Below are 23,831 nucleotides of genomic sequence, written 5' to 3' on the forward strand. Positions count from 1 at the left end.
CAATAAAAGGGTATTACCCGGAACCGAAACGAAAACGAACCGTTTGTTTAATCACTTTTTAGAAACGTTGATGCACGGAGGGATAGCATGACAAACGACAAAGCAGCCCCTGCGAGTGGAAGCATTATGGTGGTTGGTGGCGGCATTGCCGGCCTGACCACGGCCCTTGAGGCCGCTGAAGTGGGGTATGAGGTCTTTCTGGTCGAAAAGAATCCTTATCTGGGCGGAAGAGTGGCGCAGCTGAATCAGTATTTCCCCAAGCTTTGCCCCCCGACCTGCGGCCTGGAAATCAACTTCCGGCGGATCAAGGACAATCCCAGAATCAAAGTCTTCACCCTGGCCGAGGTGGAGAAGGTGAACGGCACGCCCGGCAATTACAATGTCAGCGTGAAGATCAACCCCCGCTATGTGAATTCGAATTGTACCTGCTGCGGCGATTGTGCTCAGGCCTGCCAATCCGAGGTTTCCGACGAGTACAACTTCGGCATGAGCAAGACCAAGGGCGCTTATCTGCCCTTCGAAATGGCGTTTCCGGCAAAATATGTCATTTCGCCGCAAGTCATCGGCACCGATGATGCCGAAAAGATCAAGGAAGCCTGTAAATACGACGCCGTCGATCTGGACATGCAGGCCAAAACCATGGACCTCGCCGTGGGCGCCATCGTCTGGGCCACAGGCTGGGAGCCCTACGACGCCCACCGCATCGACAACCTGGGCTTCGGCCAGTACGATAACATCATCACCAACATGATGCTCGAACGGCTGGCGTCCAAATCCGGCCCCACCGGTGGAAAGATCCAGCGTCCGTCCGACGACAAGGCGCCCGAAAGCGTGGCCTTTGTCCAGTGCGCCGGTTCGCGGGACGAAAACCACCTGCCCTACTGTTCCTACATTTGCTGTATGGCCTCGCTGAAGCACGCCACCTATATCCGCGAGCAATATCCGGACACCAAAGTGTACATCTTTTACATCGACATCCGCTCGCCGGGTGACCGCTACGAGAAGTTCTACAAGAAGATCAAAGAGGACGAAAATGTCTTTTTCATCAAGGGGAAGGTGGCCGAGGTCAGCGAAGACCCGAACACCAAGAACATCACCGTGGTTGCCGAAAATGCGGTTACCGGGGAAAAGACGCACCAGACGGTGGATATGGCCGTTTTGGCCACCGGCATGCAGCCCACGGTCGCCAATGCCAAACTGCCGGCCGACCTGAAGGTCAGTGAGGATGGATTTCTCATCAACGACTATGCCAAAGGCGGACAGTTTGCCGCCGGCTGTGCCGTCAAGCCGCTCGACGTGATTTCATCCAACCAGAATGCGACCGGCATGGCCTTAAAGGCCATTCAAACCCTGGTGAAAAGGTAGGAGGTAACCCATGGATAAAAAATATGGTGTATATATCTGCGAAGGTTGTGGCATCGGGGAATCCCTCGATGTAAAGGCCCTGTGCGGGGTTCCCGAAGAAGGGGGCATGCCTGTCAAAACCCATCCCTTCCTGTGCGGCAAGGAGGGACTGGAACTGCTCAAGAAAGATATTGACGACGGCACCAACTCCCTGGTCATTGCGGCCTGCTCCCGCCGGGTGAATTTCGACGTCTTCCGCTTCGACGGTTGCATCGTCGACCGGGTCAACCTGAGAGAGGGCGTTGTCTGGTCTCACCCCCGCTCCGAATTCCCCGCATTGACCGACGAGGAAAAAGAAGACGAGGACAAATACGACCGCGTCCAGATGATGGCCGAGGATTACATCCGCATGGCGATGACCCGTGTGGGCAAGATCAAGCTGCCCGAACCCTATAAACTGGAAAATCTCTCCAGGAAGATTCTGGTGATCGGCGGCGGTATCACCGGTATGTCCGCAGCCATCGACGCGGCCACGGCCGGTTTCGATGTGACCATCGTCGAAAAAAGCACTGCCTTGGGTGGATATGCGGCCAAGGTGAGAAAACAACTTCCTGTATCGGAGCCTTACGATGCCCTGATTACGCCGGTGGTAGCGGCCAAGATCGCCGAAGTGGAGGCCATGCCCAACATTACGGTGCGAACCGAGACCGCGGTGGCCCGCATCGCCGGCCAGCCCGGCGAGTTCACGGTGACGATGAAAAAACCGGGCGAGAAGATCCCCTTCGACGTCCCCTACCCGCTGCCCGAAGAGATGAAGCTCGACGAGAAGGGCAACGAGCTGGACGCCGAGAAACAGCACGAGGCTTACCTGAAATACAACGAGGGCAGAAAAGACATCCTCTCGCTGGACCCGGAAGGTGAATTGTTCGGGGCCGTGATTCTGGCCGCTGGCTGGCGTCCGGACGACCTCAGCGAGGGAGACTTCTCGCATCTGGGATACGGCGAAATTCCCGACGTGATCACCAACCATCAGTTCGAAGAGATCGCCAAAAACGGCAAGATTATCCGTCCCTCCGACGGCAAAGCCGCCAAATCGGTGGTTTTCGTTCAGAGCCCGGGCAAAGGCGATTCCGACAGCGATTTCGCCTACGCCGGTGCGGTCACCAGTATGGTAGCCTTAAAGCAGGCCAAGTATGTACGCGAGGATTACGATGACGGCAAGGCCTTCATCTTCTATCAGCATATGCGCACACCCGGCCTCTCCGAGCTGTTCTACAAAGGCTTGCAGCAGGATCCCGGCATCTTTTTGACCAAAGGCAGCGTGATGGAGGTCGCCAAGAACGGAAACGGCCTTGTGGTTGAAGCCGAGAACACCCTGCTGGGAGAAAAAATCAAGGTCAAAGCCGACCTGGTGGTGCTGGGCGCCGGCATGGTGCCGGTGACCAAGGATGATCCGGTGGTCAATCTGGCCTATCGCCAGGGGCCGGGTTTCCGCGATATCGGCCTGTTCAACGGCTACGTGGATTCCAACTTCATCTGCTTCCCCTACGAAACCCAGCGCACCGGCATTTACGCGGCCGGCGCTATCCGTCGATCAATGACCATGGAAGAGTCCATCGAAGACGCCTCCGGTGCGGCCCTCAAGGCGATCCAGTGCCTGGAATCGGTCAACCGTGGCGTCAGCGTGCATCCCCGCTCCGGCGACATGACCTTCCCGGACTTCTTCTTCCAGCGCTGTACCCAGTGCAAGCGCTGTACGGAAGAGTGTCCCTTCGGCGCCCTGGACGATGACGAAAAAGGGACGCCCAAACCCAATCCCACGCGCTGCCGCCGTTGCGGTACCTGCATGGGCGCCTGCCCCGAGCGCATCATCGGCTTTGCCGACTACAATATTGACAGCATCGGATCCATGGTCAAATCGGTGAGCGTACCGTCCGAGGACGATTACACGGAACCGCCGTTTCGTATCCTGGGCCTGGTCTGCGAAAACGACGCCTACCCGGCGCTGGACATGGCCGGCCTCAACCGCTACGGCTACTCGGCAGATGTGCGGATCATTCCCATCCGCTGCCTGGGTTCCATGAACGTAATCTGGATCAAGGACGCCCTTTCCCAGGGAATGGACGGCGTTTTTCTCCTGGGATGCAAGCATGGCGACGACTACCAGTGTCACTTTGTAAAAGGCTCCGAGCTGGCCGACATCCGCATGAAAAAAATCGGCGACGCCCTGGCCAGCCTGGCGCTGGAAAACGAGCGTGTGGCCCAGTTCGAAGTGGCCATCGACGATTACGACAAGGTTCCCAAGATCATCAACGATTTTGTGGAATCCATCGAAGCGCTCGGACCGAACCCCTTCAAGGGTTTCTAATGACGATGAACCAATGGAGAGGCGCGGAAGAGCGCCTCTCCTACCTATTTTAGCCTAATGAGGAGGTACCCAATGGCGGATTCATATCTGGTTGATCCCGATGTGGGATTTATCGAAGAAGTGAGCAGATTGGGCGGCGCCGATGTCAAGAAATGCTATCAGTGTGCTACCTGTTCGGTGGCCTGCCCCATCTCACCGGATACCAAACCGTTTCCCCGCAAGGAGATGATTGCAACATCCTGGGGTTTGAAAGACAAACTGATCGGCAATGGCGACGTCTGGCTGTGCCATAACTGTGGAGACTGTTCGACCCTTTGCCCCCGCGGCGCCAAACCCGGCGATGTGCTGGCTGCGGTCCGTGCAGCCACGGTTATCGAATATGCCACGCCCAAAGCCCTCGCGAAAATGGTCAGCGATCCCAAAAAGCTGCCCATCCTGCTGGCCATTCCAGCAGTTATCTTTATCGTTCTGGGACTGCTGCTCAAGATGGTGGGTGTGGATTGGCTAAACTTTGCGCCCAGCGGCGATCACCTGTGGCAGGCGGATTACATCGCCAACTATCTGGTGGACATCATTATGATTCCCACCTTTACCTTCGCGATCGTGGTATTTGCCTTGGGGTTGAAACGCTTCATCACCGAAATGCATGCCAACGCCCTTGCAGAGGGGAAGACAGAAAAGGAAACCATCGATCCAGCCGGCTTCGTTCAGGCTCTGATCAAAACCATACCGACCATTTTGCAGCACCGCAAGTTTACCGAGTGCAGCGAAAATCGGGAGCGCTCGACGGCCCACATGATGGTGCTCTTCGGCTTCATCGGTCTGTTCATCGTTACCGGCTGTTTTTTCGCAGCCGAGTGGGTATTTCACATCGAAGGCCCCTACCAGCAGATCAACCCGATCAAATGGCTGGGTAACCTTGGCGGCATCGCCCTGGTGATCGGCGGGATCCTGCTGCTGAAAAACCGCCTGGCCAAAAAAGACCAGATCTCCAGCTACTGGGATTGGTACCTGGTGGGAATGGTGCTCGGCCTTGGCGCTACCGGCCTGCTGACCGAGATGTTTCGCCTAGGCGGACTGTACGGCCTGTCGGCGATCATATACTTTCTGCACCTGATTCTGGTGTGGAGCCTGTTTGCCTATACACCCTTTTCCAAACTGGCCCATATTGCATACCGTACGGCGGCCATGGCTTACCAGGAGTATAGCGGAAGAAAATAAACGGGTAGAAAAACCATACGGGGTGTTAAAAGGGGGCTTCGGCCCCCTTTTTTATTGATGGACACAATCTATGCGACCAGAGACCTTGCCAAGCCCTTTGCCTGCTCCCGGACCGTTTCCGGCAGATCGGCCGGGATACTGCATCCGCCCACGTACAGATTCCCTTTTTTTTCGGCCAGCAAAAAAGCTGCAATCCGGTCGAACGCGGTGAACAGTCCTTCGGCATTGTTCTCATACGCCCCCCCGCCGGTGGCCAGCAGCCCAATACGCTTATTTGCCATCAACGAAGTATGACCGGGTTGGTGGTAGTTGGTTACCAGGGCATAGCTGCGATCGATCAGCCGCTTGATCTGAGAGGTAAATTCCCAGAAATAGACTGGTGAAGCGTAGAGGACCGCATCGGACGCGATCATGCGCTCCAGGATATCCGGGGCGTCGTCCTTTTGAACGCAGGCGATGGCGTCGGGGGTTTGCCTGCATTTGGCGCATCCCATGCACCCCCCGATGGTTTTGTTTTGCAGGTAGATCCGTTCCACCGAATGACCCAGGGTTTCGAGTTCCACTTCCACCCAGCCCAGTACCGTAGCCGTGTTGCCTTTCTTTTTGGCGCTGCCCAAAAGTGTGGTAATTTGCATGAAAGCCTTTCTCCTGTTACATCAAAACAGTTCTGGTTTGTGCGTTGATTGAAATTTTGAATCGATTTACTTTATCCGACCGACGACGGTTTGCCAACCCGTCATTTTGGCAAATGAATGACAACCTGCGAAAAGGAGCACCGCCATATGAAGCTGAATGCCTTTCTTTTGGAACGTTATTTCGCCAAGCATGAGTTCTCGGCACCGTATATTCTCTGCGCTTCGGACTGCGAAAGCATGGCCCTGGAAGAACTGCTGGCTATGGAGGCCGGCGCCCGCGATCAATTTTACTCGCTTTGGCTCGGCTACACGGAGTCTTTGGGTCATCCGGAACTGAGGCAGGCCGTTACCGCCCTATATGAAAAAGTTGCGGCCGAGCAGGTGCTGGTACATGCAGGGGCCGAGGAGGCCATCTTCAACTTCATGAATGTCACTCTGGAGCCCGGAGACCATCTCATCGTTCACGCGCCCTGCTACCAGTCCCTCGGCGACGTAGCCCGCGGCATCGGAGCCGAGGTGACCGAGTGGCGGGCGAACCCGCACAACGGGTGGCAGCTCGATCTTGACAATTTGAAAAGAAGCCTGACCGACCGCGCGAAAGTGGTGGTGGTCAATCTACCCCACAATCCCACCGGTTTTCTGGCGAATACCGATTTTTTGCAGGAATTGTCGGAGCTTTCCGACCGGCACGGCTTTATTGTCTTTTCGGACGAAGTCTACCGGGGCCTGGAACTGAATCCGGCCGACAGACTGCCGGCCATGGCCGACGTGAACGCAAGGGCGGTGTCTTTGGGAGTGATGTCCAAAACCTACGGCCTCGCCGGTCTGCGCGTCGGCTGGATCGCCACCCGAAACGAGGCGCTTTTCCAACAGATGGCCACGTTCAAGGATTACACCACCATCTGTACCAGCGCCCCCAGCGAGTTTCTGGCCACCCTGGCGCTGCGGCACGCCGATGCCATTGCTCAACGCAACCTGGAAATTATCCGCGAAAACCTGGATGGATTGGACCGGTTTTTCGATGCACATACGGATTGGTTTGAATGGCAGCGACCCAAGTCGGGGTCCATTGCCTTTCCCCTGTTGCGACGCGGATCGGTGGATGCCTTTTGCGAAGATTTGGTCAACAAAGCCGGGGTGCTGCTGCTTCCAGGCAGCCTGTATGGCCCGGATTACAATGCCTTCCGGGTGGGTTTCGGCCGCAAGAATTTACCCGAGGCTTTGGAGAAGTTCGAAGATTATCTCAAACATAATTGACGGTCTCGTAAAAAGTCGCAGCATCGTCATGCCGGACTTGATCCGGCATCCAGAAAAAATTGAAATGACTGGATTCCGGCCTGCGCCGGAATGACGAAAAAATGAGAATTTCGACTTTTTACGGTTTCATCAAAACTGAATCCAACCTATCCAAAGAAAAAGGATAATCATGAAAATTTTGATTGTTGGAGGAAACGGAACCATCGGCACACCGGTCAGCAGGCAGTTAGCCAAAAAGCATGAGGTCATCGTTGCCGGCAGAAACTCCGGGGATATCACGGTGGACATGACCGACAGCCAATCCATCCAAGCCATGTTCGAATCCGTCGGCAAGGTCGACGCCATTGTCTGCATCGCCGGCGAGGCCAAATGGGCCGCCTTCGAAGAGATGACTGAGGAAGATTTCTATCTCGGTTTGAAAAACAAGTTGATGGGCCAGGTGAACCTGGTGCGCCTCGGATACAAGTATCTCAATGATAATGGTTCCTTTACCCTGTCCACCGGAATACTGGCCGACCATCCCGTCGAATTGACCACCAGCGCGGCCATGGTAAACGGCGGAATTCATAGCTTCGTTAAAGCCGCCTGCCTGGAACTGAAGCGGGGAATCCGGATCAATGTGGTTGCATCGGGTGTGGTGGAAGATGCTGCGGAAAAATATGAGGCTTATTTTCCGGGGCACAATCCCATCCCGATGTGGAAAGTGGTCAACGGGTACGTTAAAAGCGTTCTGGGCAAGGGGACGGGCGAGATCATTCGGATGTATGACAATTGCTGATTCGTGCCATGCAGAACTGGCCAGATCACCCGAACCTGGAGAAGCTGCCGTTTAGTCGATTTTTTCCTTCACCGTATCCTTTATCCTTTGGCCGCAATCAGAGCCGCGCCGATGGCGCCGTTTTCCTGGGCATGGGCGGAAACGCGCACCGGACAACCGGCCTTTTTCTCCAGCGCCTTCACCACGCCGATATTTCTGGCCACCCCGCCGGTCATCATCAGCGGTTCGACGATCCCCACCCGCTTGGCCATGGCCACGACCCGGGCAGCGATGGAGTCGTGGATACCGGCAATGATGTTCTCGCGGGGTTCGCCCCGGGCGATGAGGGAGATCACTTCGGATTCGGCAAAGACGGTGCACAGGCTGCTGATGGCGGATGGCTGGTCGGCCTTCAGGGAAATCTCGCCGAAGGCGTCCAGGTCCACTTCCAGGGCCCGGGCCATCACTTCGAGGAAGCGGCCGGTACCGGCGGCACATTTGTCGTTCATGGCGAAATCCACCACCCGGCCGTTTTCGTCCAGAGCAATGGCCTTGCTGTCCTGCCCTCCGATGTCGATGACGCAGCGCACAGCCGGGTCCTGAAAATGGGCTCCGGCGGCATGGCAGGTGATTTCGGTCACGGCCCTGTCGGCCAGGTCGACACTGTTGCGACCGTAACCGGTGGCCACGATTCGGTCAACCGCATCGTCGCGGATGTCCAACACTTTCAGCAGTTCCTTGAAGATATTCTCTCCCGCATTGCGAGCATTGTAGCCGGTGAGGATCACCCGGCTGCCCACGAGCTGATTGTCTCTTACCAGAGCGGCTTTGGCGCTGATGGAGCCCACATCGATGCCGACGGTGATCATTGAATTATCTCCATAAACGCATCGATGCGAGTCCCAATCTGGCTTTCCGAAAAATTGCGGGCATCGGTCATATCCGATTCGATCACCAGCGAGGGAATGCCGCACTTTTCCCTGACGATGCGCTGGATGTCGTACTGACCCAGGCTGTAAGGCTTGCAGCTGCGGTTGGAATGCATCACCAGTCCGTCGACCCCGTATTTGTTTACCATGTCCACCACCATGTCCGCCATTTGATCGGTGCCGATGTTGATGTAGATTCGCGCGTAGCCGGCGGCCATGGAACCCAGGAAATCCTTTTCGTCCAGATACTGGAGGGTGCCGCACCAGGAGGAGGTATAGGTGTCTGCCACCAGGCAGGCGCCGTGGGCTGCGAACTTCTCGGACAGCCAGCGGGTGCGGTACCACACCGGCAGGTTGTCCCACAGCAGGCGGTAGCGCTCGCCGGCTACGGCGGCGATGCCCTCGGCAACCCGTGTTTTCATCTCATCGAGCAACTCGGTGTAGTAATCGACCACCGTTTGGGTGCCGCGCAGGGTGACGATCAGGGCCAGGTGGAAAAAGGCATCGAAAGCGCTCATGGGCGCCGGCCGGTTCACGGTGGTATCCAGCACCTGCTGCCAGAGCTCCTGCCCCTTTATGGAAAGACGGCCGACCTCCATCATTCGGTCGTAGTCAAAGGGTTTGCCGCAGTGGGTTTCCAGAAAGGCGATGTACTCGTCCAACTGCGTCCGCACGTAATCGTGAACCGTTTGGGTGTAATCGGTGTGAATGAAGGGGGTGTCCAGGATGAACAGGGGAACCTTGAAATAGCGGGCCTGAACCTCGTACCACTTGAGCACCGTTCCGCAGATGTTGTTGCAGCAGATCAGCATGTCCGGTCGGGGCAGTCCGCCGATGGGCCCGCCATCGACGGTGGCGCAGGCGATGTCGGCCCGGGCGTAGGAGCACAGGTCGCTGGCATAGCCCATGGCCTCGGCCTTTTCACAAAGATCCACGCCCATCTTGGATGCGCCGATCATGGCGCCGTGGTTTTCCGGATAAACCGGAATCACGTCCATGGCGATGAGTGGCTCCACCGGCCCGCCGCTGGTGATCCAGGCCACTTTCTTGTTGTTCTGCTGTGCGGTTTTGGCGTCAATGTAGTAGTCGGTCATGATGGCTTTCATGCGCTTGACCGACTTGATCTTGCGTTTCTCTTTTTCAGGGTCGATGGGCTTTTCGGGATCGCTCATTGCGTTCTCCTGTATACTTAAAGCATCTCAACAAACGCCTCACACCTTGTTTGAAGCTGCCCCCGGGAAACATTCTGCTCCTCCAGTTCCACCAGCAGGCTGGGAATGCCGGCGTCATCGAGCATGGCTTTGAGGTAGGGGTAGTCGAAGGCATGCGGGTCGCAGAACTTGAGGAAAATAAAAATGACCCCGTCGGCCTGCTCTTTTTTAGCCAGGCGAACCAGTTCGTCACCCCGACTGGTGATGCCGGTATGCTTGGCCGGGCAGATGGCCCGTTGGGCGTACCGTTCTGAAATGGCGGCGATGGGGTCACCGGCGGCATCGATCTGGCCGGTCAACCCCCGTGATCCGGTACACAGGTCGTCGGCAACGACCCATCCGCCGGCAGCTTCGACGATGCTATACACGTCAGGCAGATTGCAAACCCCGCCGGACAAAAAAATGCGCTTGCCGGTAGATGGGCCTGGATCCTGCCCTTCCAGATGCTCCACCACCCGTGTCAGGCATTCCAGAAATTCCTGGCGCGCCATGACCATGGATGCCCGCACGATGGCATGCACGTCGCTGCCCGAAACGATACCCGGCCGTTCGGACCGCAGCTCGTACAACCGCTGCATGGGCCTGCGAATGTCATTGTACACATCGATGGCCCGATGCAGATCGGCATCGGTGATGGATCGGTCCAGCAGCGACGCCAGTTGGGTGCGCGCATTGCCAAGGACCTGGGTCATGTATTGCCGGGCGCTGTCGGTATTGAGTTTCACAGGCAGCACCACGTCCAGGTGAAAACCGGTTGGCGCGTTCATGCGCCATATGTCCGAGAGGCGCTGAATGGAATCGCAGGTGTGAGGAAAGATAGCGCCGTCGAGAAAATCGAGCCGCCCTTCCAGAGCGTCCGCCAATGCACCGCGCACCAGGCTGCAGCTGTAGGACTGGAGGTGGGCGTCGGCGCTCGAGGTCCCGCCGCTCCCGCCGACAACACGAAAAGCCAGCGCCCCTCCGGCCAGGATCAGTTCCTCGGGAGCGTATGAGCAAAAGGTGCCGACGACCTTGCCGCCGGTTTCTGCCTTCCATTGGCGTGCGGTTTTTCCGGGATCGGCGGCAACGGCTTTCAGGACGGCCAAATCTTTCATTCCAATTCTCCCGAATGTGTCATTTTGGTTCTGTTGTACCGAAAAAGATCGGACTCAGGTCGTCAATGTGTTTATTGTTTTTTTTATCGAACGGCGGTCGGCATGTCAACCGATAGTTGCAAAACGACCGGGATAATGATACCCGAATAGATGTCATGGCGAAACGAGACACATTGAACAAACTCAAGCAGCAGGAACGGCAAATCCGAGAGGATTTGATCATCGATGCCGCCCGGACCGTATTCGGTACCAAAACCTACGACCAGGTCAGCATGAACGAGATCGCCAAAGCGGCCGGGATTGCCAAGTCTTCCATCTACACCTATTTTCCCAATCAGGAAGCCCTGTTCGTGGAAACCGCCTTCCGGGACACCGAAAAGTTTATCGCGTCCCTCCAGCGGCGGGTACAGCAGGCGGATGGACTTTCCCTGAAGGCTTTCATCGACGACTACCTGGACTACAACGTGGAACACGATGCCCACTGGCGCATGATCACCCATTTCGCCCTGCACGGAAACATCGGCAAAGCCTCGGCCCAAAAACTCAATCGCCTGTCCGTCGAGGTCATGGACCTGCTTGAAACCGTTCTGGAAAAAATCGGCTGCCGGGAGGACAACCGGCTTCTGGCCCATACTCTGTTCGCCGCCCTGAGCGGCATCATGATCAGTTTTCGCAAGTATCCGGGACGCACCGAAACCGAACGAATCGCCCACATGAAACGCATCGCCGGCATGGTGGAGCGGATGCTGACGACGTTTATCGAACCCAAGGCAACAACGGAATAAATCAGTTTTTTAAGGAGGCGCTTATGCTGGAATCGGTTTCCTGGCTGTTCATTGGATTGGGTCTTAAACTGGCCTTGGCAAGGCGTAATTGAAATGTTTGGTATTCACGATTTTCCGCTTTTTGTGTTCTCCTGCATCCTGCTCAACATCACTCCCGGGCAGGACACCATGTACATTGTCGGCCGCAGCATGGCCCAGGGCCGGCAGGCCGGGATCATGTCGGTTCTGGGAATCATGACTGGTGTGCTGGTTCACACCCTGCTGGCGGCCCTGGGCCTGTCGGTGATCCTGGCCACCTCGTCCCTGGCCTTTACCGTCGTCAAGATTGCCGGGGCTGCCTATCTGATCTGGATCGGCATCAGCTTCATGACGGCTCGTACGGACCCTCAGCAAGCCTCCGATGCGCCTGCCACGCCGCTGGATACCTGGAAAATATACAAGCAGGGTGTACTCACCAATGTACTCAACCCCAAGGTGGCCCTGTTCTTTCTTTCTTTCCTGCCGCAATTCGTTTCTCCCGGAATTCAGCCGATCTTCCTGCCGTTTCTGGTACTGGGCTTGGTTCTTTTCACCACAGGCAGCATCTGGTGCCTGGTCCTGGCCATCGGCGCCGCCTGGTTGTCGGAACGCTTTCGCCAATATCGTTCCGCCGGCGGTTTATTGAAAAAATGCACCGGCCTTTTGTTTGTGGCCCTGGGCATCCGCCTGGCATTTTCACAGGCCCATTAACCGGGCCGCAAAAAGATCCGTTTTCATCGAATACGTTTATGGAGAAAGACAATTTGACGACACCAGACACATTGTTTGCAACACTTTTAGAAACCATTGCCGAAGAAAAAGATTCTCATTCTCTGCTGCTGTCCCCGGACTGGATGCAGGGCCGGGCCGGATTCGGCGGGCTGGTAGGTGCCCTGGCGCTCAAAGCCATGCGCGGCCACGTGGCCCCGACGCGTAAGGTGCGCAGCCTGCTGATCGCTTTCGTGGGTCCGGTGGGACCGGAAGAATTTACCATTCACGTTAAAGTGCTGCGGGCAGGAAAATCCGTCACCCAGGTGGAGGCCAAACTGATTCAGAAGGACCAGGTCTGCTGCACGGCATTAGGAAGCTTCGGGGAGGATCGGGACTCCGTCATCCGCATCCATCCGGCGGCCTGCCCTGCCATGCCCCCGCCAAACGAGGCCATGGAACTGCCCTACATCGAAGGCCTCACACCGGTCTTCACCCGCCATTTTACTTACCGGTGGGCGCTGGGAGAACTTCCGTTTTCCGGCCAGGGCGGCAGGGAAATCGGAGGGTGGATCCAGTTTCGCGAGCCCATCGACTGCCTCACCGAAGAGTGGCTGGTGGCCCTGGCCGATGCCTGGCCCACACCGGTTATGGGAATGTTGTCAGCCCCGGCGACGGCCAGCACCGTGACCTGGGAACTGGGGTTCGTTCATTTGGACCGGGACACCTGCACCCAAAACGATTGGTGGGGGTACCACTGTGCGGCCGATTGCGCGGAGCGGGGCTACGTGCACGAACGGGCGGCCATCTGGGATCCGGAGGGGCGCCTGGCGGCATATAGCCGGCAAACGACTACTGTTTTCGCTTAGTTTTCGACAAATCCATGCCGCAGGGCCAACTTCTGAAACATCAGGGCCATGCCTGCGCCCAGTGAGAAGACGGAGCCGATATCCAGGTTGCGGTCGGCCGTTTGATCGAAAAAAACGTTGAGGCTGGATCCGATCCCTTCGTCGGGACGCCAGTAGCAGATCATGACGGGTACTTTAGGCAGGGGATGCAGCACCACGGAGATATCCGACTGAAACTGGCGTTCCACCTGCCGGCCGGAAAAGAGGTGCACGATGTCATCGAAGAGATCGGTGTAGATGTCTGCCACGCGCTGCATGGCCTCTTCGCAGCGTTTCTGGAACAAGGGATAGCGATCCTTGCCGTTTTTCAATTCCCGGAAGGAAACCCATTGGCCGATAGGCGTGACGCCTTCGCCGTTGAGAACGTAATCGAAAAAAGGCGCCGCCAACCAGGGGTTGACGTGAATGTCAGACATCAGGTTGCCCTGCGCGTCCACACTGAAATCCTTGCCGAGGATTTTGAGAATCAGGCGACCGTTTTCGAACCGCCCGCCGGCTCTCTCTGTCGCGGCTGCCAGATCTATTTTTCGGATCTTTTGCTTCATGGCTTCCAGATGTGCTTCGCGGTTCTCTTCGATGGAAGGGCCGCCAGACGGAGATCCTGAAAACTGTTCGATTTCGGAAGGCGTCAATTTGGGGCACTCATCGACTGTACGGTGCCCTTGAAAAACTGCGCCGGCAAACGCCAGGCAGGTCTTCTCTCCACACTCCCGGCAGTTTGATTTGTCCAGTAGTCGAAAGATTTCCATGGCATTTTTGGGTGCGGGCATGGGGTGCTCCTCTTTTTCCTTTCCAGATGTTTGCCGGTTGACGAAATCATACTATAATGGCATTTTTCAGGTTGTCATCCATACAAGCGATTGAATTACCATCCTAATTCAGGGGAATTGGACATGAATGTTTGCGTAGAAGGCAATGTTCTTGAAGAATTGCTCAAACTGCTCAAACTGGAAAAAATTGAGGAGAACATCTTCCGGGGTCAGAGTCAGGACCTGGGTTTTGGCAATGTGTTCGGTGGCCAGGTGCTGGGTCAAGCTCTGTCGGCCGCGTCCCAGACCGTGCCTGAGGGCCGGCTGGCCCACAGCCTGCATGGGTATTTCATGCGCGCGGGTGATGCCACCAAACCCATCGTCTACACCGTGGACTGCATCCGGGACGGCAAAAGTTTCACCACCCGCCGGGTGGTGGCCGTGCAGAAAGGCCGGGCCATCTTCTCCATGTCGGCTTCGTTTCAGATCGACGAACCGGGCTTCGATCACCAGGATGGAATGCCCGAGGTAAAGGGACCGGAGGGACTGGAGCCGGAGATTGTCATGGCCCGCAAACTGGCCGACAGCATACCCGCGGGCATTCGAGAAAAAATTCTCTGTACCAAACCCATCGAAATTCGCCACGTCGATCCAGTGAACCCTTTACAGCCGGAAAAAAAGCCGCCGGTGAGATATGTCTGGTTCCGGGCCATCGACACGCTGCCCGATGACAAGGCGGTCAACCAGTACCTGCTGGCCTATGCCTCGGATTTCAACCTGGTGGGTACGGCCCTGTATCCTCACGCCCGCACCTTCTGGGACCCGCAGATGCAGACAGCCAGTCTGGACCATGCCATGTGGTTTTACCGTGATTTTCGCATGGACGACTGGATGCTTTACGCCATGCAAAGTCCCAGTGCCTCCCGGGCTCGGGGCCTGGCCATCGGTCGCATTTTCACCCATGACGGCCAGTTGGTGGCCACCGTTGCTCAAGAGGGCCTGGTGCGGTACCATCCAAAAAAATGAAGCCGGTTAGCCGCCGGTTCCTTCCGATTCCCTGCGTGAAAGAAGAATCTCAATGGAACTTCACGTTTGCGGACTAAAAATCCAGTTGACACCGACAGCTTCAATTTGAAATAAACGAACCAGCAAGGTGCCCTATGTGGGGCGCAATAGGGAATCCCGTGAAACTCGGGAACGGTCCCGCCGCTGTAACCCTGTTTCGATTCTTTTCGAAACTTTTTTCGGCCTTGAGCGAGCCACTGCCTGATAATTTTTGGGTGGGAAGGCCGCCGGAAAAGTCGGGGGAGTCAGAAGACCTGCCTTGCCGCGATCATCCCCGTGTTGCGGAGATTCAACCCATGGGATGAGAACAATTATTGCTCTGATCCTGTCGACCAGGGCAATGGGTGCCGAAAACGGGTGCAGCCTTTTGAATCCATGGATTCCAAAGGCTGTTTTGTTTGGGCGCCATGCGGGACCGACCCCGGAGCGGGTAAAAAGCGATGCCCACCATTTTTAGAAAGGAGATTACGATGTCGAAAGTGTATCGCACCCAAGATTCAGGTAGTTCCGATGCCCCGGATTATGTCATTCGCGACGGGCGGTTTTACCGCACGATCCATCATCCGTCCGGATGGTCGGATACCGCCGATTATGAAATCCGCGGCGACGGCAAAGTCTACGCGCTGGAAACGGGTGTGGATCCCGGTGGCCAGCCAGCCGTTTATGAGTTCAGGGAGATCATGCTTTACCGCACTAATGCGCATCCGAAGGGCGCCGGTGAACGGCCGGAGTATTATATCTACGACTGATTTTGATGGTTTCGCAAAAAGTCGAATTGGGTCGATTGATGTCATCCCCGCGAAGGCGGGGTATGGGCGAAAAATTTTTAGCCCATACGATCATTTAGGATTCCCGCCGCGGGAATGACATGTCCGGTGACTTTTTGCGAGACTGTCAATTTTTAGCTGCCGCCGGTTCCGGCATGGGTGGCACCAACAGGGACGGGTCCAGCCGCGTCTCGAACCAGTTCATGCCCCAATGCAGGTGAGGACCGGTAACACGGCCGGTGGCGCCCACCTGGGCGATCACGTCACCTTGTTTGACCGCTTGCCCTTTTTCTACCAGGATTTTGTGCAGGTGCATGTAAACCGTGGAAACGCCGTGGCCGTGGTCCACGATCAGGGTGCCGCCGGAGTAAAACATGTCGTCGTGGACCATGGTGACGATGCCATCGGCCGGTGCTTTTACCGAGGTGCCGGTCGGCGCGGCAATGTCCACGCCAAAATGGGGCCGCTTGGGCTTGCCGTTTAAAATGCGCTGGCTGCCGTAGACGCCGCTGATCCTGCCGATGACCGGCCAGATGAAGGGCTGGGTAAAGTCCAGCCGTGGATCGTCGATTTTGCGAGCCTTTTTTACCAAGGCGATGTCTTTGTAAATGCGATCCAGGTCTTCTTTGGATGGCGACACCTTGCGCGGCGGCAATCCATCGATGCGCTGGATGTCGTAAGTCCGTTTTTTAATGTGGATCGGGTGTTTTTCCAATTGGCCGGAGGGCTGTTGAATCTCGATCTCCAGGTTCGGTTCGGCATCCCGGGAAAAGCCGACAACGAACAGGCCGTCCGGCGACACCTGTACGGATTTTCCCTGGAAGTGAACGGCAGCACCGGGATCGACCTTTCCGATGGCCATGCCGCCCTGGGTGAGTTGACCTTCCAGGGTAAACGCCTGTGCTGAAGGTTGCAGGCACAAAAATACCAGGATAATAAAAATAACGATTCGCTGCATAAAATGACCTGAATTGGTTTTGCGTTGATTTACATGGTTGACGGCCGCAATTAATTAAATTTGGTTATACACGGATCGACCCTTTGATGAAAGGGGGGCAGCGAAAACCGTCACCTGAAAAAATACAAGGAGTCCTTAATGCAAAGACGCTGGCTGGGAAACCATTCTCTCGAGGTGTCCTCTATTGGTCTGGGTTGCTGGGGTATGTCCCACGCCTATGGTCCGGCCGACGAAAAAGAATCGCTGGCCACGCTTTCGTCTGCTTTGGATATGGGCATCAATTTTTTCGACACTGCCGATGTATACGGCGACGGACATAACGAATGCTTGATTGCCAAGGCGTTGAGACACCACAGGAAAGACGTGGTGATCGCAACCAAGTTCGGCTTTGTCGGTGACGAACATGGAAAGGTGAGTGTCTGCGGGCGGCCTGATTATGTGATCACGGCCTGTGAAAAAAGTCTGCAGCGTCTGGGAATAGAAACAATTGATCTGTACTATCTGCACCGAAGGGATCCAGACGTCCCTATCGAAGAAACGGTAGGGGCGATGGCCGACCTGGTGGTTTCCGGCAAGGTTCGGTATATCGGCCTGTCTGAAGTATCGGCCGAAACGCTGCTCAGGGCCCACAAGATTCACCCGGTTACTGCACTGCAATCTGAGCACAGCCTGTGGCATCGGGATGTGGAAAAGACGCTCCTGCCCCGCTGCCGGGAACTGAACGTGTCCCTGATCCCCTACTGCCCGTTGGGTCGGGGATATTTGACCGGTACCGTGAAATCGTTAGCCGATTTGGCCGAAGGGGATTATCGCCGGGGCATTCCTCGCTTTAAAAACGATGCCATGGCCCGCAATCAACAATTGGTCGAACGTTTGAAACGGCTGTCGCGCCAAAGCGGCCACACGCCGGCACAGCTGTCCCTCGCATGGCTGTTGGCCAAGTCCCCATCCATCGTTCCCATTCCGGGAATGAAACGCCGGCGATATCTAAAGGAAAATGCAGCGGCCGCTGGCATTCAACTTTCACAGGCCTTGATGGACGAATTGGATGCCCTGGGGCGACAGGTCTCCGGTGAACGCCACAATGCCCAGAATCTACTCTTTGTGGACCAGTAGCAGAAGGCGCTGACGAAGGTCCGAAATGCCTCCTAAAATGTCATCCCCGTGAAAGCGGCGATTCAGCTGGTTCCGTTGCACGCCGTTTTTCCCGCTTCGCGTGATTGGCCTTGAACCGGTTCAGGGCCACGGCGCTGCCGAAAATCAATAGCCCCCCGATCCAGAAGTTCCAGGATGCCGGATCGCCCAAGAAAGCGATCCCCACAAAGGCGGTGAAGACCACTTCGCTGGACATGAAGACGCCCCCCTCCCAACCCCTGCAGTAGAAAAATCCCTGATTCATCAGCAATTGGGCCGTGATCGACGAAAAAACGATGCCCAGTACCATGGCCCATTCCACGCTGGAAGCGGGCAGGAGCGGAACCAGGGCAAACCGGGGCAGGGTGATGAGCGTTCCCATGGTGCAAAAGTAGAGGTAGATGATCACCGGCCCGTTCTTCTCCCGCAGGGTTTTGATCAGGGTTACGGTCAGGCCGGCAAAGGCGGCACCGACAAGGGCCATGAGCTGACCGAAAAAAACGCCCTCCAGCCGGAAGTCGAACAAAATTCCGATGCCGACGATGACTATGGTGATGCATCCGATTTCTGCTTTGGAGATGCGCTCACCGTAAATCAGATAGGAAAATACGGCCGAAAAGGCCGGAAAGGCATAGAAGATCACCATGGCGGTGGAGATCGGCAGCAGACGAATGGCGGTAATCAGGGATAAAAAGGCCGCAGAGCCGGTGCAGCCGCGGATGATCAGCAAACGCGTGTTGTGGCCGCGGTAGGGGTTGCCGTATCTGGCGAACACCAGCACCAGCACCAACACGCCCCCGAAGAAGCGGAAAAAACCGATGTGCCAGATGGTATATTCAGGCCCGAGCATCTTGATCAGCAGGTTGAGCACGGTGAACAGCAGGGCTGCAGCCAGCATGAAAAGGGGGCCGGCCACGGCGGCATCCAGCTTGACCTGGCGGGGGTTGTTGTTTGAGGACATGGGAAGCCTATTAAATTTTTATAAACATGGGAACTAAAAGAAAACGTTAGAATTCACAATAAAAATCACAAAAACCAAATCTCAAATTCCAAATTAATCCCAACAACCCAAATTTCAAACGCCCTACCGGTTAGGTCCATGCCATGTTTGAACGTTGGGAATTGGTGCTTGGGAATTATTTGAGATTTGACAGGTTCGATAAAAGTAACCAATTTCATTTTTTCGTCATTCCGGCGAAGGCCGGAATCCAGTCTTTTCAATATGTTCTGGATTCCGGACCAAGTCCGGCATGACGCTTCTGCGACTTTTTACGAGACCATCAGATTTGGTGCTTGAAATTTGTGATTTTCACCCGGTTCAGGTAACTGACTGAATCATCGTTGCGAAGCTGGTGTCAGAATCAATCCTTTTGTTTGGTGCCAATATCCTTCACCAGCGGCCTCAAACTTCTGGGCAGCAGCATGGGCACCGTTTTCCGATAGTTTCGGTAGGCCTCGCCAAAGCAGTTCACCAGGTCGCGTTCCTCCATGGTGGCGCCGATGACGATCCAGAGGGTCCAGAGAGCATTGTGCAGTAGTCGGTCCAGGGTAAATACCGGCCCAGCCCAGATGATAACCAGGCTGACCAGATAAAGCGGGTGACGCACCCATCGGTAGGGGCCGCGGACGGTAAAGGGGACATTGCCGGCCGGCGCCCCATTATTCATAGCCCTCAGGGCCGGCTTGACTCCCAGGGCGTCGAATTCGCCCAGGGAGCGGCTTCCCCACCAGCCGATGCCGCCGGCAACCAGAAACACGACTCCCACGAACCACCGAACCAGCGACGGCGGAATCCACAGCGGCGCGCCCACCGGCTGCCAGAAGGCGATCAAAAACAAAAGGCAGAACCCGGAGACAGAGGCATATAGCGCGCCGTGAAAATCGGCCCGTACGGTGAGGGTCAGCCAGACCCGAAACCGGCGTCGGACCATGAAGCTGTGCTGGATGAAAAACAGCAGGCACAAGAAAGTGTCCACCAGCAGGCGTCCGGGTATGGACAGGCCCATGGGCAAGGTGAACAGCGGGCCCAGCACGAGAAAGACCAGCCACGCCATCATGCCCCCGCCGCCGAGGACATAAGCCCCCGCCACCAGAATCATGGCCCCCGGTTTACGGGAAATCAGTTGTGCACCGGTGCCGTGTCTGGCCTGGGCGTCGTCCACGGCCGCGAGTTTGCAGATATTGGTTTCGTCTTTCGGCATGATACGCCTTTCCAGAAAAACCGGAAGTACCAGTTGGCGTCATTCCGGCGTAGGCCGGAATCCAGTCTTTTCGACACCTTCTGGATGCCGGATCAAGTCCGGCATGACGAGCCTGGGGATTATTACAAACCTGTCGTGAATAATAAGTCTGAAAATCCCTGGATTCAAACGAAATGATTGCCGGGCCTTTTCATGATCCGGATCTTATGGCATGATCATTACGATTTCTTAACGTTTCGATTCCTACCCTTTGTTGACTGTCTCGCAAAAAGTCACCAGGCATGTCATTCCGGCGAAGGCCGGAATCCAGTCGTTCTGGATGCCGGATCAGGTCCAGCATGACGCCTCTGCGACTTTTAAGGAAGTGATATCTGTTCAGGCACAGTTTTTCGTGGGAGCGGCGTCCCCGCCGCGATGATTACCGACTAAATCGCGGCTGGAAGCCGCTCCCACGACTCCACCACTTCCTTTCGGGCGTGTGGCCACAAGTGGTCTGAAAAGCTTTTTACGGGATCATCATCAATGTTGTTTCGGGAAACTGTTCTCGCAAGCTAAACTTGAAAAGGAAAGCAACCATGGACGACACCTCTCCCCATCCCCTGCTACGGTTTCGCTGGCTGATCTTCTCCATCCTGGCTCTGGCCTATCTGTTCGTCTATTTCCACCGGCTTTCGCTGTCCGTCGTGGCCGATCATCTGGTCGAGGATTTTAATACCACCGCCGGAGTTATGGGCCTTTTGGGGTCGATTTACTTTTACTGCTACGCGGCCATGCAGCTGCCTGCGGGACTGCTGTCCGATTCGGTGGGACCACGGCGGACAGTGACCACGTTTCTGGTGGCGGCCTCGGCGGGCAGTATCCTGTTCGGGATGGCGCCCAACATCGAGACGGCCTTTGTGGGTCGCATTCTGGTGGGCTTCGGGGTTTCCATGGTTTTCATTCCCACCATGAAAATTCTCAGCCAGTGGTATCATCCCCACGAATTCGCTTCCATGGCCGGCATTCTCAATGCCGTGGGCGGTGCCGGGGTCATGGCCGCCACCTGGCTGCTGGCCCTGATGACCGAGGCCTTTGGCTGGCGCCTCTCGTTCGAATTGATCGGCGGGTGCACCTTTGTCCTCGTCGTTCTGGTTTGGCTGATCGTCCGGGACCGGCCCCAGGACAAGGGCTGGCCGGCCATTGCCGACCTGGCCGCAACGCCGGGTGCTCCGACCGCACCGGTGCAGTCCATTCCTCTCCTGGCCGGCATGCGGCAGGTAATTTCCAACCGCCACTTCTGGCCCCTGGCCCTGTGGTTCTTTTTCGACTGCGGCATCTTTTTCGGATTCGGTGGTCTCTGGGGCGGGCCCTTTCTTATGCACGTTTACGGACTTTCCCGTGAAACCGCAGGTGCCATTTTGAGCATGATCGCCTGGGGCATGATCCTCGGCAGCCCCTTTCTGGGCTACCTCTCCGACCGAGTGCTCAAAAGCCGCAAGAAGCCGTTTATCGGCTGCACAACGATTCTGGTGGTCGGAATGGGGACCCTGTATCTGTTTCCGACCAGTCTACCGATTCCCGCACTTTATGTCTTTTTCTTCGTCTTCGCCGTTTGCTCCTCGTCCATCGTGGTCATCGGCTTTACCGCCACCAAGGAACTGTTTCCGGTGGAGATTGCCGGAACCTCGGTGGGTACCGTCAACCTCTTTCCCTTCCTTGGAGGAGCGGTGTACATGCCCATGCTGGGCAAAATCCTGGATGCCTATCCCCATCATCATTCCGGCGCCTTTGCCCTGGAAGGGTACACCACCCTGTTGCTGGTGTTGCTGGTCTCGTCGGTGGTTGCGTTGGGGTGTACGTTGATGATGAAGGAAACGTTTAATAGATAATATGAAAATACAAACTTCAACTTGCGATTTTCATATTTTTGTGTTTATCCTCCAACATGATCCGACGTCTTATCACAACAGAATTATTGGAATCGGCCGCAGAATATCCGGTGGTGACCGTCTTTGGGCCGCGCCAGTCCGGAAAAACGACGCTGGCCCGCATGACCTTCCCGGACAAGCGCTATTATTCCCTGGAAAACCCCGATATCCGCATGGCAGCGGAATCGGATCCCAAAGGATTTTTAACCCAACTCCCTGAAGGCGGCATCCTGGATGAAATTCAACGGCTTCCGCTATTGCTGTCCTACATTCAAGGCATCGTTGACGATGCCCGCAAACCGGGCATGTTTATCCTTACCGGAAGCCATCAACCGGAACTCCACCAGTCCGCAAGCCAATCCCTGGCGGGGCGGACAGCCGTGCTTAACCTGCTTCCGTTCTCCCATGAGGAACTGCTGAACTATCGGGAAAAAGCGAACGCCTTTGATATGATACTCAGCGGTTTGTTTCCAGGCGTTCATGAAAACCGGTTGTCGCCGTCCAGATTTTTCAACGGCTACCTGCAAACCTATATCGAACGAGATATCCGTGCTCTGATCAATTTAAAGGATTTGTCAGCCTTTCAGCAGTTTTTGATGTTGCTGGCCGGCAGAATCGGGCAGGTCGTGAACTACAATGCATTGAGCAACGATGTCGGTGTCAGTGCTACGACAATTAAAAGTTGGATCAGTGTGTTGAAGGCGTCCTTTGTCGTTTTTGAATTACCGCCCTTTTTTGAAAACATTCGTAAACGTGTCGTCAAATCTCCCAAATTATATTTTTGCGATCCGGGACTGGCCGCTTTCTTGTTGAACATCGAAAGCACCGATCAGTTGCTGCGTGATCCGTTAAGGGGAGGGCTTTATGAGAACCTCTGGATTCTCGAAGTGTTGAAGGCCCGATTCAACCAGGGAAAAAAACCGGAACTTTTTTTCTACAGAGACACGAACGGCAACGAGGTTGATCTTTTGGTTCGCCAAGGCCGTCAGTTGGTTCCCGTCGAAATCAAATCCGCAGCGACATTTACGCCCGATTTTTTAAAAGGAATCGAGCGGTTTCAAAAAGTTGTCGGAGACCGCTGTTTGCCCGGCTTTGTTGTTTACAATGGCGACGAACGGTTTTCGGTAAAAGGAGTTTCGGTCATCAATCCGGCTTTGCATCGAGGGTTGGATAAGATTTAATTCTTTCTGCATGCGGCAAGAGACGCTTAAAGGATAGATAGCAATCGAATTCATCGCGGCGGAGACGCCGCTCCCACGTTTAGATGGATAATCGCAACAACCCGAACCATGCAAGGGAAAGTTCCATCCATCAGCAGGACAATCGTTTCGAACGGCAGGTACATCAAACGTTGGAGCGCTTCCAGCCGCGATTCAATGAAGAAGCCGCGTCAAGGGCTATTGTGTTGGGGATGGGCTTGACCAGTTCCGGTATTACACAAGTATCCAGAAAGAAGTTCATAATGCAACCTCTCTGGACGGGTCTTTGACACGAGAAGGATCGAGATCCACTTCCCGCAACGGCGATTGCCTGAAAAAAGCGAATAGGTCGGTTTTCGGTTGTTTCAGCCTGCGATATTCCTTGACGGACAACACCACTACACTTTCCACGTTACGTATGGTTACGATTTGAGGTTCGTCAGCCGGCATTTTTTTCAACAGTTCATTGAAAGTGTGAGCGGATTCCTGCCGCGATGAATGAATCCTCCTAATAGCAACCACACAAAGAGAAACGCCCCGGTAGCGTAAAGCCGCCGGGGCGTTTGCGTTCGTTTGTCATTTAGCCGGAAATCTAAAATCCGGCTGTAGACAGGTC

At 55.6% G+C, this 23,831-nt stretch carries 22 protein-coding genes and 1 riboswitch; of the genes, 13 read left to right on the forward strand and 9 right to left on the reverse strand.

Going from position 1 to position 23,831, the window contains the following annotated elements; translation table 11 throughout:
- Nucleotides 1-87: 87 nt before the first annotated feature.
- The 3 genes from GN111_RS19875 (at nucleotide 88) to qmoC (ending at nucleotide 4,933) form a co-directional block, all read left to right on the forward strand.
- Nucleotides 88-1,365, forward strand: coding sequence for a CoB--CoM heterodisulfide reductase iron-sulfur subunit A family protein (locus GN111_RS19875; RefSeq protein ID WP_155305422.1), 1,278 nt, complete (start codon nucleotides 88-90; stop codon nucleotides 1,363-1,365).
- Nucleotides 1,366-1,375: 10 nt separating this feature from the next.
- Nucleotides 1,376-3,712 (forward strand): FAD-dependent oxidoreductase, encoded by a 2,337-nt coding sequence (locus GN111_RS19880; RefSeq protein WP_155305423.1) that lies wholly within the window; start codon nucleotides 1,376-1,378, stop codon nucleotides 3,710-3,712.
- 72 nt (nucleotides 3,713-3,784) lie between these two features.
- The gene (gene qmoC, locus GN111_RS19885; RefSeq protein WP_155305424.1) at nucleotides 3,785-4,933 is read left to right on the forward strand and encodes a quinone-interacting membrane-bound oxidoreductase complex subunit QmoC; all 1,149 of its coding nucleotides are present in this window, start codon (nucleotides 3,785-3,787) and stop codon (nucleotides 4,931-4,933) included.
- Nucleotides 4,934-5,001: 68 nt separating this feature from the next.
- Here the strand turns inward: qmoC and GN111_RS19890 are convergent, their stop codons facing one another.
- Entirely contained in the window at nucleotides 5,002-5,568 is a 567-nt protein-coding gene (locus GN111_RS19890; RefSeq protein WP_155305425.1) for a flavodoxin family protein, read from the reverse strand.
- A gap of 147 nt (nucleotides 5,569-5,715) precedes the next feature.
- On the opposite strand from GN111_RS19890, the gene GN111_RS19895 reads away from it, so the two are divergent.
- Together GN111_RS19895 and GN111_RS19900 are read left to right on the forward strand one after the other, a co-directional pair.
- Nucleotides 5,716-6,825, forward strand: a complete 1,110-nt coding sequence (locus GN111_RS19895; RefSeq protein WP_155305426.1) for an aminotransferase class I/II-fold pyridoxal phosphate-dependent enzyme — start codon at nucleotides 5,716-5,718, stop codon at nucleotides 6,823-6,825.
- A gap of 169 nt (nucleotides 6,826-6,994) precedes the next feature.
- Entirely contained in the window at nucleotides 6,995-7,603 is a 609-nt protein-coding gene (locus GN111_RS19900) for a short chain dehydrogenase (protein ID WP_155305427.1), read from the forward strand.
- Nucleotides 7,604-7,683: 80 nt separating this feature from the next.
- Here the strand turns inward: GN111_RS19900 and GN111_RS19905 are convergent, their stop codons facing one another.
- The 3 genes from GN111_RS19905 to GN111_RS19915 are packed head-to-tail and all read right to left on the reverse strand — an operon-like array spanning nucleotide 7,684 to nucleotide 10,816.
- Complete coding sequence (locus GN111_RS19905) at nucleotides 7,684-8,451, reverse strand: acyl-CoA dehydratase activase (protein ID WP_155305428.1); 768 nt, start codon at nucleotides 8,449-8,451, stop codon at nucleotides 7,684-7,686.
- Entirely contained in the window at nucleotides 8,448-9,683 is a 1,236-nt protein-coding gene (locus GN111_RS19910; RefSeq protein WP_155305429.1) for a 2-hydroxyacyl-CoA dehydratase subunit D, read from the reverse strand. Before GN111_RS19910 ends, GN111_RS19905 begins: the two co-directional genes overlap by 4 nt.
- 17 nt (nucleotides 9,684-9,700) lie before the next feature.
- Nucleotides 9,701-10,816, reverse strand: coding sequence for a 2-hydroxyacyl-CoA dehydratase subunit D (locus GN111_RS19915; RefSeq protein WP_155305430.1), 1,116 nt, complete (start codon nucleotides 10,814-10,816; stop codon nucleotides 9,701-9,703).
- A gap of 155 nt (nucleotides 10,817-10,971) precedes the next feature.
- Between GN111_RS19915 and GN111_RS19920 the strand changes: the two genes are divergently transcribed.
- From GN111_RS19920 to GN111_RS19930, 3 genes are all read left to right on the forward strand, one after another.
- Complete coding sequence (locus GN111_RS19920) at nucleotides 10,972-11,601, forward strand: TetR/AcrR family transcriptional regulator (RefSeq protein ID WP_155305431.1); 630 nt, start codon at nucleotides 10,972-10,974, stop codon at nucleotides 11,599-11,601.
- Nucleotides 11,602-11,694: 93 nt separating this feature from the next.
- Nucleotides 11,695-12,330: a LysE family translocator gene (locus tag GN111_RS19925; protein WP_155305432.1), complete on the forward strand. Its 636-nt coding sequence runs from the start codon at nucleotides 11,695-11,697 to the stop codon at nucleotides 12,328-12,330.
- Nucleotides 12,331-12,383: 53 nt separating this feature from the next.
- Nucleotides 12,384-13,196 carry an acyl-CoA thioesterase gene (locus GN111_RS19930; RefSeq protein WP_170302376.1) on the forward strand — a complete coding sequence of 271 codons (813 nt, stop codon included), beginning with the start codon at nucleotides 12,384-12,386 and terminating at the stop codon, nucleotides 13,194-13,196.
- On the opposite strand, the gene GN111_RS19935 is transcribed toward GN111_RS19930, so the two are convergent.
- Nucleotides 13,193-14,005 carry a DUF3786 domain-containing protein gene (locus GN111_RS19935; protein ID WP_155305434.1) on the reverse strand — a complete coding sequence of 271 codons (813 nt, stop codon included), beginning with the start codon at nucleotides 14,003-14,005 and terminating at the stop codon, nucleotides 13,193-13,195. The two genes, GN111_RS19930 and GN111_RS19935, sit on opposite strands and share 4 nt — an antisense overlap.
- Nucleotides 14,006-14,128: 123 nt before the next feature.
- Here GN111_RS19935 and tesB point away from each other — a divergent pair, with 123 nt between their 5' ends.
- Both tesB and GN111_RS19945 read left to right on the forward strand, forming a co-directional pair.
- Entirely contained in the window at nucleotides 14,129-15,010 is an 882-nt protein-coding gene (gene tesB / locus GN111_RS19940) for an acyl-CoA thioesterase II (protein WP_155305435.1), read from the forward strand.
- A 108-nt stretch (nucleotides 15,011-15,118) separates the two neighbouring features.
- A riboswitch (cobalamin riboswitch) is annotated at nucleotides 15,119-15,325 on the forward strand.
- Nucleotides 15,326-15,519: 194 nt separating this feature from the next.
- A complete protein-coding gene (locus GN111_RS19945) occupies nucleotides 15,520-15,798 on the forward strand; it encodes a hypothetical protein (protein WP_155305436.1) in 279 nt (92 codons plus the stop codon).
- A 145-nt stretch (nucleotides 15,799-15,943) separates the two neighbouring features.
- On the opposite strand, the gene GN111_RS19950 is transcribed toward GN111_RS19945, so the two are convergent.
- On the reverse strand, nucleotides 15,944-16,774 hold the full coding sequence (locus tag GN111_RS19950; RefSeq protein WP_155305437.1) for a M23 family metallopeptidase: 831 nt from the start codon (nucleotides 16,772-16,774) through the stop codon (nucleotides 15,944-15,946).
- Between the two features lie 138 nt (nucleotides 16,775-16,912).
- Between GN111_RS19950 and GN111_RS19955 the strand changes: the two genes are divergently transcribed.
- Nucleotides 16,913-17,890, forward strand: coding sequence for an aldo/keto reductase (locus GN111_RS19955; protein ID WP_155305438.1), 978 nt, complete (start codon nucleotides 16,913-16,915; stop codon nucleotides 17,888-17,890).
- A gap of 40 nt (nucleotides 17,891-17,930) precedes the next feature.
- Here the strand turns inward: GN111_RS19955 and GN111_RS19960 are convergent, their stop codons facing one another.
- Together GN111_RS19960 and GN111_RS19965 are read right to left on the reverse strand one after the other, a co-directional pair.
- The gene (locus tag GN111_RS19960) at nucleotides 17,931-18,869 is read right to left on the reverse strand and encodes a DMT family transporter (RefSeq protein ID WP_155305439.1); all 939 of its coding nucleotides are present in this window, start codon (nucleotides 18,867-18,869) and stop codon (nucleotides 17,931-17,933) included.
- Nucleotides 18,870-19,269: 400 nt separating this feature from the next.
- Nucleotides 19,270-20,109, reverse strand: coding sequence for a methyltransferase family protein (locus tag GN111_RS19965; protein WP_155305440.1), 840 nt, complete (start codon nucleotides 20,107-20,109; stop codon nucleotides 19,270-19,272).
- Between the two features lie 575 nt (nucleotides 20,110-20,684).
- Between GN111_RS19965 and GN111_RS19970 the strand changes: the two genes are divergently transcribed.
- Both GN111_RS19970 and GN111_RS19975 read left to right on the forward strand, forming a co-directional pair.
- Nucleotides 20,685-21,977, forward strand: a complete 1,293-nt coding sequence (locus tag GN111_RS19970; RefSeq protein ID WP_155305441.1) for an MFS transporter — start codon at nucleotides 20,685-20,687, stop codon at nucleotides 21,975-21,977.
- Nucleotides 21,978-22,063: 86 nt separating this feature from the next.
- Complete coding sequence (locus GN111_RS19975; protein ID WP_197740389.1) at nucleotides 22,064-23,197, forward strand: ATP-binding protein; 1,134 nt, start codon at nucleotides 22,064-22,066, stop codon at nucleotides 23,195-23,197.
- Between the two features lie 276 nt (nucleotides 23,198-23,473).
- On the opposite strand, the gene GN111_RS34465 is transcribed toward GN111_RS19975, so the two are convergent.
- Entirely contained in the window at nucleotides 23,474-23,737 is a 264-nt protein-coding gene (locus tag GN111_RS34465; RefSeq protein ID WP_353740189.1) for a type II toxin-antitoxin system prevent-host-death family antitoxin, read from the reverse strand.
- Nucleotides 23,738-23,831 lie beyond the last annotated feature (94 nt).

This window comes from Desulfosarcina widdelii (assembly GCF_009688965.1).
Lineage (GTDB): Bacteria > Desulfobacterota > Desulfobacteria > Desulfobacterales > Desulfosarcinaceae > Desulfosarcina > Desulfosarcina widdelii.

Excerpts from the sequence above, each read along its gene's own strand:
- GN111_RS19875 (WP_155305422.1), top strand. The coding sequence starts at position 88 with ATGACAAACGACAAAGCAGCCCCTGCGAGTGGAAGCATTATGGTGGTT.
- GN111_RS19880 (WP_155305423.1), top strand. The coding sequence starts at position 1,376 with ATGGATAAAAAATATGGTGTATATATCTGCGAAGGTTGTGGCATCGGG.
- qmoC (WP_155305424.1), top strand. The coding sequence starts at position 3,785 with ATGGCGGATTCATATCTGGTTGATCCCGATGTGGGATTTATCGAAGAA.
- GN111_RS19890 (WP_155305425.1), bottom strand. The coding sequence starts at position 5,568 with ATGCAAATTACCACACTTTTGGGCAGCGCCAAAAAGAAAGGCAACACG.
- GN111_RS19895 (WP_155305426.1), top strand. The coding sequence starts at position 5,716 with ATGAAGCTGAATGCCTTTCTTTTGGAACGTTATTTCGCCAAGCATGAG.
- GN111_RS19900 (WP_155305427.1), top strand. The coding sequence starts at position 6,995 with ATGAAAATTTTGATTGTTGGAGGAAACGGAACCATCGGCACACCGGTC.
- GN111_RS19905 (WP_155305428.1), bottom strand. The coding sequence starts at position 8,451 with ATGATCACCGTCGGCATCGATGTGGGCTCCATCAGCGCCAAAGCCGCT.
- GN111_RS19910 (WP_155305429.1), bottom strand. The coding sequence starts at position 9,683 with ATGAGCGATCCCGAAAAGCCCATCGACCCTGAAAAAGAGAAACGCAAG.
- GN111_RS19915 (WP_155305430.1), bottom strand. The coding sequence starts at position 10,816 with ATGAAAGATTTGGCCGTCCTGAAAGCCGTTGCCGCCGATCCCGGAAAA.
- GN111_RS19920 (WP_155305431.1), top strand. The coding sequence starts at position 10,972 with ATGGCGAAACGAGACACATTGAACAAACTCAAGCAGCAGGAACGGCAA.
- GN111_RS19925 (WP_155305432.1), top strand. The coding sequence starts at position 11,695 with ATGTTTGGTATTCACGATTTTCCGCTTTTTGTGTTCTCCTGCATCCTG.
- GN111_RS19935 (WP_155305434.1), bottom strand. The coding sequence starts at position 14,005 with ATGCCCGCACCCAAAAATGCCATGGAAATCTTTCGACTACTGGACAAA.
- tesB (WP_155305435.1), top strand. The coding sequence starts at position 14,129 with ATGAATGTTTGCGTAGAAGGCAATGTTCTTGAAGAATTGCTCAAACTG.
- GN111_RS19945 (WP_155305436.1), top strand. The coding sequence starts at position 15,520 with ATGTCGAAAGTGTATCGCACCCAAGATTCAGGTAGTTCCGATGCCCCG.
- GN111_RS19950 (WP_155305437.1), bottom strand. The coding sequence starts at position 16,774 with ATGCAGCGAATCGTTATTTTTATTATCCTGGTATTTTTGTGCCTGCAA.
- GN111_RS19955 (WP_155305438.1), top strand. The coding sequence starts at position 16,913 with ATGCAAAGACGCTGGCTGGGAAACCATTCTCTCGAGGTGTCCTCTATT.
- GN111_RS19960 (WP_155305439.1), bottom strand. The coding sequence starts at position 18,869 with ATGTCCTCAAACAACAACCCCCGCCAGGTCAAGCTGGATGCCGCCGTG.
- GN111_RS19965 (WP_155305440.1), bottom strand. The coding sequence starts at position 20,109 with ATGCCGAAAGACGAAACCAATATCTGCAAACTCGCGGCCGTGGACGAC.
- GN111_RS19970 (WP_155305441.1), top strand. The coding sequence starts at position 20,685 with ATGGACGACACCTCTCCCCATCCCCTGCTACGGTTTCGCTGGCTGATC.